Annotated in this window: 13 protein-coding genes; 9 read left to right on the top strand and 4 right to left on the bottom strand. The window is 72.4% G+C overall.

What is annotated here, in order from left to right:
• Positions 1 to 15 precede the first annotated feature (15 nt).
• From ACRWK7_RS10950 to ACRWK7_RS10915, 8 genes are all read left to right on the top strand, one after another.
• Positions 16 to 513, top strand: a complete 498-nt coding sequence (locus tag ACRWK7_RS10950; protein WP_431856241.1) for a chemotaxis protein CheW — start codon at positions 16 to 18, stop codon at positions 511 to 513.
• Positions 510 to 1892, top strand: a complete 1383-nt coding sequence (locus ACRWK7_RS10945; RefSeq protein WP_431856240.1) for a CheR family methyltransferase — start codon at positions 510 to 512, stop codon at positions 1890 to 1892. The genes ACRWK7_RS10950 and ACRWK7_RS10945 overlap by 4 nt, the downstream gene beginning before the upstream one ends.
• On the top strand, positions 1889 to 2464 hold the full coding sequence (locus ACRWK7_RS10940) for a chemotaxis protein CheW (protein ID WP_431856239.1): 576 nt from the start codon (positions 1889 to 1891) through the stop codon (positions 2462 to 2464). The genes ACRWK7_RS10945 and ACRWK7_RS10940 overlap by 4 nt, the downstream gene beginning before the upstream one ends.
• Positions 2461 to 4137, top strand: coding sequence for a methyl-accepting chemotaxis protein (locus ACRWK7_RS10935; RefSeq protein WP_431856238.1), 1677 nt, complete (start codon positions 2461 to 2463; stop codon positions 4135 to 4137). The genes ACRWK7_RS10940 and ACRWK7_RS10935 overlap by 4 nt, the downstream gene beginning before the upstream one ends.
• 175 nt (positions 4138 to 4312) lie before the next feature.
• On the top strand, positions 4313 to 6448 hold the full coding sequence (locus ACRWK7_RS10930) for a hybrid sensor histidine kinase/response regulator (RefSeq protein ID WP_431856237.1): 2136 nt from the start codon (positions 4313 to 4315) through the stop codon (positions 6446 to 6448).
• Complete coding sequence (gene cheB, locus ACRWK7_RS10925) at positions 6445 to 7521, top strand: chemotaxis-specific protein-glutamate methyltransferase CheB (protein ID WP_431856236.1); 1077 nt, start codon at positions 6445 to 6447, stop codon at positions 7519 to 7521. Before ACRWK7_RS10930 ends, cheB begins: the two co-directional genes overlap by 4 nt.
• On the top strand, positions 7521 to 8306 hold the full coding sequence (locus ACRWK7_RS10920; RefSeq protein ID WP_431856235.1) for a response regulator: 786 nt from the start codon (positions 7521 to 7523) through the stop codon (positions 8304 to 8306). The genes cheB and ACRWK7_RS10920 overlap by 1 nt, the downstream gene beginning before the upstream one ends.
• A gap of 86 nt (positions 8307 to 8392) precedes the next feature.
• Positions 8393 to 9949 (top strand): ATP-binding response regulator, encoded by a 1557-nt coding sequence (locus ACRWK7_RS10915; RefSeq protein ID WP_431856234.1) that lies wholly within the window; start codon positions 8393 to 8395, stop codon positions 9947 to 9949.
• Positions 9950 to 9963: 14 nt separating this feature from the next.
• Here ACRWK7_RS10915 and ACRWK7_RS10910 read toward each other — a convergent pair whose 3' ends face one another.
• Complete coding sequence (locus ACRWK7_RS10910) at positions 9964 to 10833, bottom strand: VOC family protein (RefSeq protein WP_431856233.1); 870 nt, start codon at positions 10831 to 10833, stop codon at positions 9964 to 9966.
• 228 nt (positions 10834 to 11061) lie between these two features.
• Here ACRWK7_RS10910 and ACRWK7_RS10905 point away from each other — a divergent pair, with 228 nt between their 5' ends.
• Positions 11062 to 12753: a methyl-accepting chemotaxis protein gene (locus ACRWK7_RS10905; RefSeq protein ID WP_431856232.1), complete on the top strand. Its 1692-nt coding sequence runs from the start codon at positions 11062 to 11064 to the stop codon at positions 12751 to 12753.
• A gap of 17 nt (positions 12754 to 12770) precedes the next feature.
• Here ACRWK7_RS10905 and kynA read toward each other — a convergent pair whose 3' ends face one another.
• From kynA to kynB, 3 genes are read right to left on the bottom strand one after another with little or no spacing between them, the layout of a single operon-like run.
• A complete protein-coding gene (gene kynA / locus ACRWK7_RS10900; protein ID WP_431856231.1) occupies positions 12771 to 13604 on the bottom strand; it encodes a tryptophan 2,3-dioxygenase in 834 nt (277 codons plus the stop codon).
• Positions 13605 to 13615: 11 nt separating this feature from the next.
• A complete protein-coding gene (kynU, locus tag ACRWK7_RS10895; RefSeq protein ID WP_431856230.1) occupies positions 13616 to 14842 on the bottom strand; it encodes a kynureninase in 1227 nt (408 codons plus the stop codon).
• Positions 14839 to 15492 (bottom strand): arylformamidase, encoded by a 654-nt coding sequence (gene kynB, locus ACRWK7_RS10890; protein WP_431856229.1) that lies wholly within the window; start codon positions 15490 to 15492, stop codon positions 14839 to 14841. The genes kynU and kynB overlap by 4 nt, the downstream gene beginning before the upstream one ends.
• Between the last annotated feature and the right edge of the window lie 87 nt (positions 15493 to 15579).

The following is a 15579-nucleotide window of genomic DNA, read 5'->3' as shown; positions in this document are numbered from 1 at the left end:
GGGGAAAGCGGCAGCATGAGCGGTGTCCAGTTCGACGAGCGCGCGCGATACGTCGTGTTCGGCCTGTCCGGCCGCACGCTGGCGCTGCCCGCCGCCGCGGTCGCTCGTTTCCTGCCGGTCCCGGCTCTGGAGACGCCACCCGCCCTGCCGCCGGTGGTGGCCGGGGTGTTCCGCTGGCATGGCCGGGTGGTGCCGGTGCTGCGGCTCGACCGGCTGCTCGGCCTGGGGGAGCGTGCCATCGGACTCTACACCCCCCTCCTGCTGCTGGAACGCGACGACGGGCCGCTGGCGCTGGCGGTGGACCGCGTGCACGGCATGGCCGACGGGGAAGCGCAGGAGATCGCCGAGGATCTCAGCTTCGAGGGCTGCGCGCTTGCGGTGATCACGCACGAAGCGGGCAGCGCCACGGTGCTCGACCCCGGCCGCCTGCTCACGCTGGCCGAGGAGCGCCGGCTGGAGGACTTCCGCGCCCAGGCCGAGGAAAGGCTCGCGCAATGGCAAACGCCCCAATGACAAACGCCATCAGCGCGCGCACCCAGGCCGTCCTGGACGACCCCGTCTTTCCCGTGGTCAAGGCGCAGGTTCTCCAGCGCACCGGGCTGGCCTACTACGCCGACAAGGACTCGGCGCTCGCCGAGCGGCTCGCCCGCCGCCTGGAGGAGCGCGGCGTGACGCGGCTGAGCGACTACCTGACGCTGCTCCCCGCGGCGGCGGAGTTCCAGGCGCTGGTCAACGAGCTGGCGGTCGGCGAGACCTTCTTCTTCCGCTACATCGAGCAGTTCGAGGCGCTGCGCGCCGTCGCCATCCCGGAATGCCTGCGCCGCAACCGCAACCGGCGCACGCTGCGCATCTGGAGCGCCGGCTGCGCCACCGGTCCCGAGGTCTACACGCTGGAGATCCTGCTGAAACAGAACTTCGGCGCGGAACTGGAGGGCTGGCAGGTGACGCTGCTCGGCACCGACCTCAACCGCGCCTTCCTCGACCAGGCGCGCCGGGCCAGCTACAGCCACTGGGCGGTGCGCGGCCTGCCCGAGGACACGCTGAGCGCCTACTTCCACCATCACCGGCAGAGCTGGCAGGTGCGGCCGGAGTACCGGGAATGGGCGAGGTTCGAGGTGTTCAACCTCGTCGAGGGCCGGCTGCCCGACCCGGCCCGCGGCTTGGCCGCGTTCGACATCGTGCTGTGCCGCAACGTGATGATCTATTTCGACGAGCCGACGCGCGCCCGGCTGCTGCGTGGCCTGCGCGACACGCTGGTGGACGGCGGCTGGCTGGTGGTCGGCCACGCCGAGACGGGGCCGGAGATCGGCGCCGTGTTCACGCCGGTCCCGGTGCCCGGCGCCACGCTGTACCGCAAGCCCGACCCGCTCTGCCGCGCCGCCGAGCCTCCGCCCCTGCCGCCGCTGGCGCAGCCCCTCCCCCCTCCGGAACCCGAACCGCCGCGCAAGCGCGCCGTCAAGCCCGCCGAACCCGTCGAACCGCCGCCACGCCCCGTTCCCACGCTCACCGACGTCGAGGAGCTGGCGGAGCGCGGCGAGCGCGGCGCGGCGCTGGACGCCTGCCTGGAGCTGGTCGAGCACGACCGCTTCAACGCCGCCGCGCACTTCCGTCTCGGCCAGCTGGAGGACGAGGCGGGGGCCGGCGACCCGGTCGCCGCCTTCCGCCGGGCGCTGTACCTGGAGCCGGACTTCACGCTCGCCGACTACCATCTGGCGCTGGCCTACTGGCGGCGCGGCAAGCTGGGGCCGGCGCAGCGGCACTTCCGCAACGCCCGCGACGGGCTGGCGAAGCACGCCGACGAGGAGCTGGTGGCGCACGGCCGCGGCCTCACCGTCGGCGAGCTGCGCGGCATGATCGCGCTGTGGCTGTCCGGCGACGAGGCCCGCGGATGACCGCCGCCCGCCGCATCGACTGGGACGAGGTCCGCGCCCGCATCGCGCGCCAGCGGGCGGCCCTGGAGGACGCCTTCGCCGGCCGCGGCCCCTGGGCCGACGAGCTGCTGCGCCGCCGCGCCGTGCAACTCGCCGGCGATGCCGACGACCGGCGGACGGCCGACGCGCTGACCGTGCTGGTCGCCCGCGGCGCCGCGACCACCTATGCGCTCGAGGTGAGGCATCTGGCCCGCATCCTGCCGTTGCCGCGGGTGGCCCCGGTGCCGGGCGCGCCGCCGGAGCTGCTGGGGCTGATCGCCGCCGGCGGGCGGGTGATGCGTCTGTTCGACGTGGACCGCCTGTGCGGTGGGGAAAGCGATGCGGACGGCAGCGGCTTCGCGGTGACGCTGCGCGGCGGCGAACGGCCGGCGGCGTTGCGGCTGGCGACGGTGGAGGCGGTGCGGTCGCTGCCCGCGGCCGACCTGCGGCCGGTGGACGGCGGACGGCTCATAAGGGCGGTGACGGAGGAGCGCGTGGCGCTGCTCGACGTCGCCGCGGTACTCGAACGGATCGGTGCGGCGGGGGAACGATGACGTTTTCGGTCAGGAACAAGCTGATGCTGGGGTTCGGCGCCGTCTGCGCGCTGGCGGCGGCGCTGGCGCTCTACCAGATGGACCGCTTCTCCATGGCCATGCGGGTGATGTCCTCGGTGGTGGTCAACGACGTGCGCATCACGGACATGCTGCGCACCATCACCGAGCAGCAGGCCAACCTGCGCAGCGACCGCGAAACGGTGCTCAACGCGGTGGCGCTGGCCCGGGTGCAGAACCGTGCCGCGGACATCGGCGCCCTGCGGCTGCACTATCTGGAGGGCGCGCGCGTTCTCCTCGACGGCATCGCGGAGATGAAGGCCTTCACCGTTGAGCGCGCAGACCGCGGAGTCACCGAGCGCCGCCGCGTCGCCTGGCAGGAGGCGGTCACCGCCATCAACGACCTCGACCGCGCCGCCCGCGCCATCGTCACCGAAGCGACGGTCGCCTTCGACTTCCTGGACAAGGGCCAGTGGGACGAGGCCCAGGCGCGCCGCCCGCACCTGGACGAATTGCGCCGCGCCCTCGACGAGCGGCTGAACGCCATCAGCACCATCATCCGGCGCCTCAACGAGACCGGCCGCGGTGAACTCGACAGCATCCACCAGGAAGTCGCCACCTCCTCGATCGCGGCGCTGACGGGCATGGTCGCGCTGGCGGTGCTGATCGCCTACGTGATCGGCCGCTCGGTCACCCGCCGGCTCGGGATGGCGATCGGGTTCGTCGGGCAGGTGGGCGGCGGCGACCTGACGCAGACCATCGCCGTGCCCGGCAACGACGAGCTGGGCGAGCTTGGCCGCCATCTCGGCGAGATGACGGCGCGGCTGCGCTCGGTCGCCGAGACCACCCGCGGCACCGCCGAGAGCGTGCACGCCGCCACCGCGCAGATCCGCGCCTCCACCCAGCAGCAGGCGGCCAGCGTCGCCGAGCAGCTCGCCGCCGTCGAGGAGACCACGGCGACGCTCAGCGAGATCACCGAGTCCGGCGCGCAGATCAACCGCCGCGCCCAGGACGTGGCGCGCGGCGCCCAGGCCGCCTCGGCGGCCAGCGATTCCGGCCTGCGCGCGGTGTCCGATACCAACGAGGCGATGAACGCCATCCGCGAGCAGGCGGAGGCGGTGGCCGAGAACATCGTGCTGCTGTCCGAGCGCACGCAGGCCATCGGCGAGATCATCGTGACGGTGAACGACATCGCCGAGCGCTCGCACCTGCTGGCGCTCAACGCCGCCATCGAGGCGGCGGCGGCCGGCGAACACGGCCGGACCTTCGCCATCGTCGCCAACGAGATCAAGAGCCTCGCCGACCAGGCCAAGGAGGCGACGGCGCAGGTGCGCTCCAACCTCTCCGAGATCCAGCACGGCATCAACGCCTCGGTGATGCTGACCGAGGAGGCGGTGAAGCGCGTCGCCGCCGGCAAGCGCCAGACCGACGCCACCGAGGCGACCATCCGCGAGATGGCCGAGACCATCCAGGAGAGCGTCATCGCCTTCCAGCAGATCGTCGCCGGCACCAACCAGCAGCAGATCGGCCTGGAGCAGGTGATCCAGGCGCTGCAGAACATCCGCGAGGCCAGCACCCAGACGGCCGCCGGCACCCGCCAGCTGGAAGGCGCCGCCGGCAACCTCAACGCGCTCGGCCAGGGGCTGGTCGAGGCGGTGCGGAACTACCGGGTGTGAGGATGCGGCGCGTGGCCCCCTCCCCAGCCCTCCCCCGCTCTCGGCGGATCCGGAGGATCCGCCTTCCGCGTCAGCGCAAGCTTCGCTTGCGCGAGAGCTGCGCGGTGGAGGGGACAACGGCACCCTCTCCCGCGCAGCGGGGGAGGGCTGGGGAGGGGGCAACCCCGTCCGTCCCATGAGCGACATCCGCGAACGGCTGCTCGCCGCCTTCGACCTGGAGCACAAGGACCACCTCGCGGCCATCCGCGAGGCGCTGCGGGCGGCCGACGAGGGGCGGGGCGCCGGCATCGACATGGTGGAGATCCACCGCCGCGCGCACAGCCTGAAAGGCGCCGCCCGCGCCGTCGACCTGCCGGAGGTCGAGGCGCTGGCGCACCGCCTGGAATCGGTGTTCACCGCCGTGCAGAAGGGCACCCTGCCCTTCGACGCGCGGGTACGCGTTCCGGTCCGCCGGGCGCTCGACGCCATCGAGGACTCCGTCGCCTGGGCGACCCGCGGCGGGCCGCCGGTGGACGGCGCCGACATCCTCGCCGAGCTCGCCCGGCTGACCGGCGACGAGGCCGCGCCGGTTCCCGCCCCGCGCCCCGCCGCCGAGCCGGCGCCACGCCCCACCGCCGCGGTGCGCACGCTGGTGCGCATCCGCGCCGAGGGGCTGGAACGCCTGCTCGACACCGCTGCGGCGCTGCTGCCCGAGGTGGAGGGCCAGGACCGCGTCGCCGACGAGCTGCGCGTGCTGCGCCGGGAGTGGGCCGGCATGGCGCAGGCGTGGCAGCGGCTGCGCCGCGGCCTCGACCGCGGCCTCGACAAAGCGGGCGGGCGCGATGCCCACTTCACCGCCGCGCTGACCACTTTCGAGCGCCGGATGCGCGCCGCCGGTGCGGCTCTGGATGCCGCGCACCGCCACCACGACCGCGGCCTGTGGGCGCTGCGCCGCTGGGGCGGGGCGCTGCACGAAGACGTGCGGCGGCTGCGCATGGTGCCGGCGGAGACGCAGTTCGGCGGGCTCGGCCGGATGATCCGCGACCTCGGCCGCGGCCAGGGCAAGGACATCGAGGCGGACATCCGCGGCCTGGAGGTGGAGGCGGACCGCGCCGTGCTCCAGCGCCTCAAGGACCCGGTCATGCACCTCGTGCGCAACGCGGTGAACCACGGCATCGAAACGCCCGATCAACGCACCGCGGCCGGCAAGCCGCCGGGCGGGCGCATCCTGGTCGAGGCGTCGGTGGCCGGCGGCCGGCTGCGGCTGCGCATCGAGGACGACGGCCGCGGCCTCGACTTCGCCGCCATCCGCCGCCGGGCGGCCGACGGCACGCCCGACGACCGTCTGCTCGATCTGGTGTTCGAGCCCGGCTTCTCCACCGCCGAAACGGTGACCGAGATCGCCGGGCGCGGCATGGGCCTGTCGATCGCCCGGCGCGAGGTGGCCGGCCTGCAGGGCCAGCTCACCCTGACGCCGCGGCCGGAGGGCGGCACCGTCATCCTGATCGAGGTGCCGCTCAGCCTGTCGGGCCAACGCCTCGTCTTCGTCGAGGCGGGCGGACAGGTGATGGCGCTGCCGGCCGCCGACGTGGTGCGCCTGCACCGCGCCGACGCCGCGTCGCTCGGCTCCCTGGAAGGCCGGCCGGTGGTGCTGATCGACGGGGAGGACGTGCCGGTCTCCAGCCTCGCCGCGCTGCTCGGCCTGCCGCCGCCCGACGCGGTGCGGGAGCATGTGCAACTCGCCGTGGTGCGCAGCGGCGAGCGGCGCACCGCGCTGGCGGTGGACGCGCTGGTCGCCACCCGCGACGCGGTGGTCGCCTCGGCCGAGGAGGCCGGGCTGGACCCGGCACGCTTCATCGGCACGGTGCTGCTCGACGACGGCTCGCCCGCGCTGGTGCTGAACGCCGCGTCTTTCGGCGCGGCGGAACCGGTGGCGCTGCCCGCCGTCGCCGCGGCGCGGCCGGCCGCCAAACCGTGCATCCTGGTGGTGGACGACAGCATCACCACCCGGACCCTGGAAAAGAGCATCCTGGAGGCCCACGGTTACGACGTGGTGCTGTGCGTGGACGGGCGCGAGGCGCTGGAACGTCTGGGCACGCTCAAGGTTGACCTCGTGGTCAGCGACGTGGAGATGCCGCGCATGGACGGGTTCGCGCTGGTGCAGGCGGTGAAGACCGACCCGCGGCTGACCGACATCCCGGTCATCCTCGTCACCTCGCGCGGCAGCGACGAGGACCGCGAGCGCGGCATGCGCCTCGGTGCCGACGCCTACATCGTCAAATCGCGCTTCGACCAGGACGACCTGCTGGAAAGGATCCGCCGGCTGCTATGACCCCGCCGAGCAAGGTGAAGGTGCTGATCGTCGAGGACTCGCCGGTGGTCCAGCAGCTGCTGGCGCACATCGTCGGTGCGGATCCGCGCCTGGAGGTGGCCGGCGTCGCCTCCACCGGCGAGGAAGCGCTGCGCATGGTCGAGCGCGCCAAACCGGACGTCGTGTCGCTCGACATCCGGCTGCCCGGAATCGACGGGTTCGAGGTCACCAAGCGCCTGATGCGGCAGCATCCGGTGCCCATCGTGGTGGTCGCCGCCGACGTGAAGGACCTGGACATCCCCATGCGGGCGCTCCAGGCCGGCGCGCTGGCGGTGGTGGAGAAGCCGGTCGGCCTCGGCCGCGCCGACTATCAGGCGGTCGCCCGCCACCTGTGCACGCAGCTGCACGGCATGAGTCAGGTCAAGGTGATCCGCCAACGCACCGAGCGCTTCCCGGTCCGTTCCCGCGTCGCCGATCCCGCCCCGTGCGCCGCCGCCCCGGCGCGGCCGCCGGGCGGGCGCTACACGGCGCTCGGACTGGTGGCTTCCACCGGCGGGCCGCCGGCGCTGGTCAAGGTGCTGTCCGGCCTGCCGAAGACGTTCCCGCTGCCGATCTTCCTCGTCCAGCACATCGGCGCGCCCTTCGTTGCCGGCTTCGCGCAATGGCTGGAGACCGTGTGCCCCTTCCCGGTGGAGCTGGGGCGGATCGGCATCCGCCCGCTGCCGGGCCGCGTCTACGTGGCCCCGGGCGACGTGCACATGACGGTGGAGCGTGGCACCATCCGGCTGACCGGGGACGCCCCGGTGTGCAGCCAGCGGCCGTCCGGCGACGTGCTGTTCAGTTCGCTGGCTTCGGCGTACGGTCCTGGGGCCATGGGGGTGCTGCTCACCGGCATGGGCGAGGACGGCGCGCGCGGATTGCTGGACATGCGGCGCGCCGGCTCCTACACCATCGCCGAACACGCGTCGACCGCGGTGATCCACTCCATGCCGGGCACCGCCGTCCGCCTGGGCGCGGCGGTGGAGGAATTGCCGCTGCCGCAGGTGGCGCCGCGCCTTGTGGCTCTGGCGTCGCAGCAGATGGAGGGGGTGTGATGCCGGCCAAGGTGCTGGTCGTCATCGGGTCGCAGACCCAGGGTCTGCTCTTCAAGCACCTGCTGGAGCAGCGGGGGCTCGAGGCGGAGTGCGCGGACGGCGTGCCCGCGGCGCTGGCGGCGCTGTCCGTCGGGCGCCCCACGGCGCTGCTGGTCGATTCCTCCTCGCTCGGTGCCGACGGGGTGACCGAGCTGCACGGCAAAGCCGACGGCACCCCCATGCTGGTGCTGGGCAGCGCCCCGCTGCCGGCCCTGGCCGGGGTTCAGCGCGCCGACGGCGGCGATCCGGCGGCAGCGGTGACGACCCTCGCCACGCTGCTGGCATCCGCGCCGTCGGACGTCCTCTCCCCGGCCGACATCCTGCGCCGCGGCCGGATCCTGGTGGTGGACGACAGCGTCACCTACCGCGAGTTCCTGCGCCTGGAGCTGGAGGCCGAGGGCTGCCGCGTGCTGATCGCCCGCAACGCCGAGGAGGCGGAGGCGGCGCTGAACGGCGGCGGATTCGACTGCGTGCTGCTCGACCTCGTGATGCCGGGGACCAGCGGCGTGCAGCTGTGCCGGCGATTCGACCAGTACCGCCGCGATCACACGGCGCTGTTCCCGATCCTGATGCTGACCAGCCAGGAAACCGACGAGCAGCTGATCGCCTGCCTGGAGGCGGGTGCCGACGACTTCATCGGCAAGTCGCGGCCCATGGAAATCCTCAAGGCGAAGATGATGGCTCTGCTGCGCAGCAAATTCTTCGTGGAGGACCGATTGTCCAACACGGCTACGACCATCAGGTAATTCATACCGCTTTCGAGTGATTCCGCGACGCCGCCACGCTCCGGTACGGTCATGGCTGCGCCTGACACCAATGTGGAGACGCCTTCGTGACCGCCCAGCACCCCGTCGCGCCGTCGCACGGGACCGACGCGCCGATGCCGGCCAGCCTGGAAACGGCACGGCGGATCTGCCACACCGCCGGCGTGCCGGCGCTGCTGGTCGATTCATCGCTGTCGACGGTCTGCGCGAACGCGGCGCTGGGCGCCCTGCTCGGCCGCCACCCCACGGCGGGGGAGCAGGTCCAGGCGGCATTGCGCGACGCCGGCCCGGTGTTCGAGGCGGTGGCCCGCACGCTGCTGGCGCAGGGCGGCCGGGCGGCCGATGCCGGAGTCTCCGTCGACCTGCCGCTGCCCGACGGGCAGGCGCCGTTGCGCCTGCGCGCCATCCCCATCGTCGAGCATGGGCGTGCCTGCGGCGTGCTGGCGCTCGGCGACGGCACCGCGATGCGCGCCGCCGAGGATCTGCGCAGCGAGATCGAGCGCGCCGCCGCCGCCAAGTCGCGCTTCCTCGCCTCCGCCAGCCACGACCTGCGCCAGCCGTTCCAGGCGATGCGGCTGTTCCTGGAAGTGCTGCAGATGCAGATCACCGACGACAGGGCGCGGCAGACCGCCGGGCTGCTCGGCAACGCCATGGCGGCGGGCGAGAAGCTGCTGAACGCGCTGCTCGACATCTCCACCCTCGACGCCGGCACGGTGCAGGCCAACCCGCAGGTCTTCGACCTGGGCGAGCTTCTGGCCGACCTTGCCGGAGAGTTCCGCCCGCAGGCCGAGGAGAAGGGGCTGAAGCTGCGGGCACGGCTGTTCCCGGCGCAGGTGCGCAGCGACCCGGTTCTGCTGGAGCGCATCGTCCGCAACCTCGTCTCCAACGCCATCCGCTACACCCGGCGCGGCAAGGTGCTGCTGGCCATGCGGCGGCGCGCCGGCAAGGTGCGGATCGAGGTGTGGGACACCGGCTTCGGCATCCCCGACGCGCAGACCGAGGCGATCTTCGACGAGTTCCACCAGTTGGAGAACCCGGCGCGCGATCCCAACCGCGGCCTCGGCCTCGGGCTGGCGATCGTGCGGCGCCTGTCGGCGCTGCTGAAGACGCCGGTGGACGTGCACTCGCGCGTCGGCCGCGGTTCGGTGTTCACGGTGACGCTGGAACCGGCCGAGCAGCCCGAGCAGGCCTGGACCGAGGAGCCGGCGGTCCACGCCGCCGGTCCGCTGGCCGGCACCACCGTGCTGGCGGTGGACGATGATTCCATGGTGCTGACCGGCCTGCAGCTCAGCCTGGAAGGCTGGGGCTGCACGGTGGTCTCGGCCGGGGACATCCGCGAGGTGTTCGTGCGCCTCGACCAGCTTGAAGGGCCGCCGGACGTGATCCTCACCGACCTGCGCCTGCCCAACAAGGTCACCGGGTTCGAGGTGATCGACCGCGTGCGCAAGATTTACGGCCGCGAGATCCCGGCGATCGTGCTGACCGGCGAGACCGGGCAGGCCGAACTCGCCGAGGGCCAGCGCCGCCACTGCGCCTTTCTGCACAAGCCGCTGCACCCCATGGAGCTGAAGCGCGTGCTGAGCCAAGTGACGGCGCCATGCGCCCCGGTGCGGCCGGCGGAGTAGAGGCCGCCTGCCACTTATCCCGGCAGCACCCGCGCCAGATCGAAATTCTCCGCGAACGCGATGGCCGCGCCGTGCGTGTGCCGCGAGGCGACGCGCAGCACGCCCTCGCTGGCGATGGTGGGGAACTTGCTCTTCTGCAGAACCTGCTGCGCCGCGTAGAAGTCCTTCACCTTGACCGCGAACCCCGCGAAGCACGGGCGCGGCGCCGACAGCACCGGGTCATCGGCCCACAGGTGGACCAGCGCCGGCGGCGGCGCCACGACGATCGGCGCACCGCCCGTCTGCACCACGCGGACGGTGCCGCGCGGCTCGACGTGCGTGCCGAACAGCGTGGCGTAAGGGCCGGCCACCGCCTCCGGGTCGTCGGCGGCGACGATCAGCGCGGCGAGCGCGGTGGCGCCGTTCTCATGCGTCAGGTACTCGGGCCGCCAGACCACGTCGCGGGTGTGGTGCTGGCACAGGAACATCCGCCCGCCGGGCGTCGCCGCCGGCGCCACCTGGGTGATGGTGAAGCGGGCGTCGCGCCGGCCCTCCGGCAGGTCCACCGGACGGCCGAAATCCACCGCCTCACCGCCCGACAGGCCGGCACCGGCCAGCTCCGCCTGCGTGCTCCGGGCGTCGGCGGTCTTCAGCGCGGCGGCGGCGAGGCCCTCGCGGGTCTTCAGGAACTCCGACCACGCCGCCGTGGCGGGATTCGGCTCCTCGATGGCCAGCAGCTCCACGTAGTCGTCGGGGAACATGATGGTGTGGTTGGCCGACTTCAGCTCGGTGTGGCGGCCGCGCGCCGTCAGCGTGAAGCCGAGCCGGGCGTACGCCTCGCGCGCCTTGTCCAGGTCGCGCACCGCGATCACCAGATGGTCGATGCCGTCGATGCCGTGGGGCATGTCTCAAGTTCCTCATCATGCCCTCCCCCAGCCCCGCTGAGGGAGGAAGGGGCCCCATGCTACGCATGGCGGAGGTGGGGGCAAGGCCTTTCCGAGGGGGCGCTGTCCCACCTGCCCTCCCCACTTCACCGCGCCGAATCGGGTCAGCTATGCCCTTTGACCTAGATCAATCAGTTATTTCTGTTCCAGGCGTACCTTGCTAAAGACAAACGATCCGGGAGCCCCAAAATGTCTCTGCTCGCTCGCGTTGGCATCGGCCCGAAGATTTACGCGGTCGTCGCGCTGCTCAGCGTGGTGACGGTGGGGCTGTCGCTGCACCTCAACAACGCGATGTCCGTCGTGGACGGCAAGTACTCCGCGTTGCTGGACAAGGAGATGCAGTTCGCGCTCAAGCTCGAGCGGATGCGGGGCGATGCCGCGAACATGGGCCGGCAGGTCAACAACGTGCTCCTGGCGCAGGAGCCGGCCGAACTGGCGCCCCTGGTGAAGGCCATCGCCGAGATCCAGGCGGCCATCGCCGACTCCAACAGGACGCTCGCCCGCCTCGCCAAGCCCGAGCACCGCGCCGCCGTCACCCGCATGACCGAGATGATGGAGGCGGTCAAGGCGATCCTGCCCCGGATCTACGCCGAGAAGGAGAAGGGCGACCACGCGGAGGCCGCCGCTCTCTACCGGAAGGAGGGCCGTCCGCTGCTGGTCGACACCTTCACCATGGCCGCCAAGCTGTCGGATGAGGTAAACGCCGACGCGCAGAAGATTTCCGACCGGCTGTCCGCCGAGACCGAGAGCGCGGCGGTTCAGTCGCTGGTGATCGCCGCGGCGATGCTGGTGCTGGGCGCCGCCGCATCGGTCGTCATCGCCGTCTTCGGCATTCGCCGCCCCATCGCCACGCTGAACGCCGCCATGGAGCGGCTGGCCCGAGGCGAGGCGACGGTGGAGATCGAAGGCCGCACCCGCGGTGACGAGGTCGGCTCGATGGCGCGGACCGTCGAGGTGTTCAAGGAGAACCTGATCCGCACCCGCCGCATGGAGCAGGAGGCCAAGGAGGCCGAGACCCGCGCCGCGGCGGAGAAGCGCCGCTCCATGCTCGACCTCGCGCAGCGCTTCGAGGACCGCGTCGGCGGCGTGGTGAACTCGGTCGGCAGCGCCGCCACCGAGCTTCAGGCCACCGCCTCGCAGCTCGCCGCCGCGGTGGAGGAGGTCAGCGCCCAGTGCGTGGCCGTCGCCGCGGCCTCCGAACAGGCCAGCGCCAACGTGCAGACCGTGGCCTCCGCGTCGGAGGAGATGTCCACCGCCATCCACCAGCTGTCCGAGCGCGTGACCCGCGCCGCCGGCCGCTCCAAGGCCGCCGCCAGCGGCGCCGAGCAGGCGCAGCGGGAGCTGGACGCGCTGTCCTCCGCCATCGAGCAGGTGGACCAGATCGTCGCCGCGATCAACGCGGTGGCGGCGCAGACCAACCTGCTGGCCTTGAACGCCACCATCGAGGCGGCGCGCGCCGGCGACGCCGGCAAGGGCTTCGCGGTGGTCGCGTCGGAGGTGAAGAACCTCGCCAACCAGACGCACGCGATGACCGAGCAGATCGGCTCGAACCTCGCCGCGGTGAAGGGCGCCTCGGGCAAGACGGTCGAGGCGATGCGCAGCATCATCGGCCAGGTCGGCGACATCGACCACTCGACGGCCGAGATGGCGGTGTCGGTGGAGCAGCAGAGCGCCGCCACCGGCGAGATCAGCCGCAACGCGCAGCAGGCGGCGGTGGGGACCTCCGAGGTGTCGCGCAACGTCGGCGGCATCCAGCAGGCGGAGGGCGAGACCAGCGCCGCCACCAACAACGTCAAGCGCGCTGCCGACAGCCTCGCCGGGCAGTCCGCCATGCTGAAGCAGGAGATGGACGCCTTCCTGGCGGAGATCCGGGCGGCGTAACGCGCACGCCGCAACGCTCAGAGGTGCGTCCGTACGTCCCACAGTTCCGGGAACAGGCGCACCTCCAGCATCTTGCGCAGGTACGACACCCCGGCCGTCCCGCCGGTGCCAGTCTTGTGGCCGATGACGCGCTCCACCGTGGTGACGTGGCGGAAGCGCCACTGGCGGAAGTTGTCCTCCAGGTCGACCAGCTTCTCGGCCAGCTCGTACAGGCTCCAGTGGTGGTCCGGGTCGCGGTAGACCTCCAGCCACGCCTTCAGCACGCTGTCGTTGGCCTGATAGGGCTGCGACCAGTCGCGCTCGACGCACGCGGCGTCCACCGGCAGCCCGGCGCGGACCAGCGCGCGGATCGCCTCGTCGTACAGGCTGGGGGAGTTGAGCGCGCGGTCCAGCAAGCCGGCCAAATCCTCGCGGTGGCGGTGCGGCTGCACCAGGGCGGCGTTCTTGTTGCCCAGCATGAACTCGATGGTGCGGTACTGGTAGGACTGGAAGCCGGACGCCTTGCCCAGGCTGTCGCGGAACGCCGTGTACTCGCTGGGCGTCAGGGTGGACAGCACGTCCCACGCCTGGATCAGCTGGTTCATCACCCGCGCCACCCGCGCCAGCATCTTGAACGCCGGCCCCAGGTCGCCGCCGGCGATGTGCGCCTTGGCCGCGCCCAGCTCGTGCAGGATGAGCTTCATCCACAGCTCGGTGGTCTGGTGCTGGATGATGAACAGCAGCTCGTTGTGGTTGTCCGACAACGGCATCTGCGAGTGCAGCAGCCGGTCCAGGCCGAGATAGTCGCCGTAGCTCATGTCCCGGCTGAAGTCGAGGTGGGCGCCGTGGTGCTGGTTGGTCTGGTCGGGCATGGCGTGTCTCCTCAGGTCACCGCGGCGCGGCGGTGGAACTCGGGCCGGTCCCAGGCCCCGGTGGTCAGGATGTCCTTCAAGATTCGCACGGCGTCCCAAACGTCGGCGTAGCGCAGGTAGAGCGGCGCGAAGCCGAAGCGCATGATGTCCGGCGCGCGGAAGTCGCCGATCACGCCGCGCCCGATCAGCGCCTGCATCACCGCATAGCCCTGGGGATGCGCCACGGAGACCTGGCTGCCGCAGCGCTCCGGGTCCTCCGGCCCGACCGGCGTCAGGCCGAAGCCGGCGCACTCCCGCGCCAGCAGATCGCGGAACAGGCGGGTCAGGCCGAGGCTCTTGCGGCGCAGTTCCGCCATGTCCACCGCCAGCATCTCGTCCACGCCGGCCTCCAGCGCCGCCATGGCGAGCACGGCCGGCGTGCCGCACAGCGCGCGGCGGATGCCCGGCGCCGGCTCGTACGCCGCGCCGAAGGCGAAGGGCGTGGCGTGCCCCATCCAGCCGGTCAGCGGCTGGCGGAAAGCCTCGTGGTGGCGCGCGGCGACGTAGAGGAAGGCCGGCGCGCCCGGCCCGCCGTTCAGGTACTTGTAGCCGCAACCCACCGCAAGGTCGGCGCCGCAGCCGTCGAGGTCCACCGGCAGCGCCCCGGCGCTGTGCGCGAGGTCCCACAGCATCAGCGCCCCGGCGTCGTGCGCGGCGCGGGTGACCGCGGCCATGTCGTGCACGGCACCGGTGCGGTAATCGACGTGGGTCAGCATCACCACCGCGGTGCCCTCGTCGATGGCGGAGGGGATCTCATCACGCCCGACCATGCGCAGGTCGACGTCCGCGAGGTCCGCCAGGCCCTGCACGATGTAGAGGTCGGTCGGGAAGTTGCCGCGCTCCGACAGCACGACGCGCCGCCCCGGCCGCATCCGCGCCGCCGCAGCGAGCGCCTTGAACAGGTTGATCGAGGTGGAATCCGCCACCACGACCTGCCCCGGCGCGGCGCCGACCAGCCGGCCGATCTTGTCGCCGACGCGCTGCGGCAGGTCGATCCAGCCGGCGTCATTCCAGGAGCGGATCAAGCCCCTGCCCCACTCCTCGCGCAGCACGCGCTCGACGTGGCCCGGCGTCTCCCGCGGCAGCGCGCCCAACGAGTTGCCGTCCAGATAGATCACGCCGTCTGGCAGTTCGAACCGCTCCCGCCGTCCGGCCAGCGGGTCGGCGGCGTCGAGGGATGCCACCTCGTCCCGCGTCATCGCGGCAGCTCCCGCAGCACGGCGCGCACCGGCGCGGCGTCCAGGGTGGCGAGCTTCAGCGGCAGAGCGATCAGCTCGTAGTCGCCCGGCCCCACGTCGTCGAGCACCAGCCCTTCCAGGATGGCGAGGCCGTGCGCGCGCACGCGGTTGTGCGCATCCATGGTCTTCAAGGCCTGCGGGTCGAGCGACGGCGTGTCGATGCCGATCAGCCGCACGCCGTGCACCGCCAGCAGGTCCACCGCGTCGGGCTGGACGGCGGTGAAGTCCTCGTCCCAGCGCTCCACCGGGTTGCGCGTGTAGGTCTTGAGGATCACCCGAGGCGGTGCGCCGTCCAGCTTGCCCTCCAGCGCGTCCACCGGCACCCGCGCCTCGCAGCCGCGCACGTCCACCACCCGGCAGCGGCCGAGATAGACGGACAGGTCCAGCTCCCCCGCCGGCCGGCCGTCGGCGGCGTAGTGCAGCGGCGCGTCGGCGTGCGCGCCGGTGTGGGTGGACAGCGTGACGCGCGAGACGTTGACCGGACAGCCAGGGCCGAGCACCCAGGTCCGCACCTCCTCGTACGCGGTGTCGCCGGGCCACACCGGGATGCCGGGCCGCAAGGCCGGGCTGATGTCCCAGATGCGGAGCCCGGTGTCGTCTCTGGTCTGCATGCGCCCATCCTCCTCCCGTCGTTCGACTCTATGTCGGATGCGCAGGGCCGCGCGTCCACCGCGCCCGGCACCTTTCCGGCCTGGGGC

This window comes from Azospirillum sp. (assembly GCF_050789165.1).
Note: the sequence above shows the minus strand (reverse complement) of the source record. Positions and strands in the feature narration are given on the sequence as shown.

Bases quoted from the DNA above. Each gene is read 5' to 3' on its own strand.
- kynA (WP_431856231.1), bottom strand. From the start codon at position 13,604: ATGCCCGACCAGACCAACCAGCACCACGGCGCCCACCTCGACTTCAGC.
- ACRWK7_RS10950 (WP_431856241.1), top strand. From the start codon at position 16: ATGAGCGGTGTCCAGTTCGACGAGCGCGCGCGATACGTCGTGTTCGGC.
- ACRWK7_RS10935 (WP_431856238.1), top strand. From the start codon at position 2,461: ATGACGTTTTCGGTCAGGAACAAGCTGATGCTGGGGTTCGGCGCCGTC.
- ACRWK7_RS10920 (WP_431856235.1), top strand. From the start codon at position 7,521: ATGCCGGCCAAGGTGCTGGTCGTCATCGGGTCGCAGACCCAGGGTCTG.
- ACRWK7_RS10945 (WP_431856240.1), top strand. From the start codon at position 510: ATGACAAACGCCATCAGCGCGCGCACCCAGGCCGTCCTGGACGACCCC.
- ACRWK7_RS10910 (WP_431856233.1), bottom strand. From the start codon at position 10,833: ATGCCCCACGGCATCGACGGCATCGACCATCTGGTGATCGCGGTGCGC.
- ACRWK7_RS10940 (WP_431856239.1), top strand. From the start codon at position 1,889: ATGACCGCCGCCCGCCGCATCGACTGGGACGAGGTCCGCGCCCGCATC.
- cheB (WP_431856236.1), top strand. From the start codon at position 6,445: ATGACCCCGCCGAGCAAGGTGAAGGTGCTGATCGTCGAGGACTCGCCG.
- kynU (WP_431856230.1), bottom strand. From the start codon at position 14,842: ATGACGCGGGACGAGGTGGCATCCCTCGACGCCGCCGACCCGCTGGCC.
- ACRWK7_RS10905 (WP_431856232.1), top strand. From the start codon at position 11,062: ATGTCTCTGCTCGCTCGCGTTGGCATCGGCCCGAAGATTTACGCGGTC.
- ACRWK7_RS10930 (WP_431856237.1), top strand. From the start codon at position 4,313: ATGAGCGACATCCGCGAACGGCTGCTCGCCGCCTTCGACCTGGAGCAC.
- kynB (WP_431856229.1), bottom strand. From the start codon at position 15,492: ATGCAGACCAGAGACGACACCGGGCTCCGCATCTGGGACATCAGCCCG.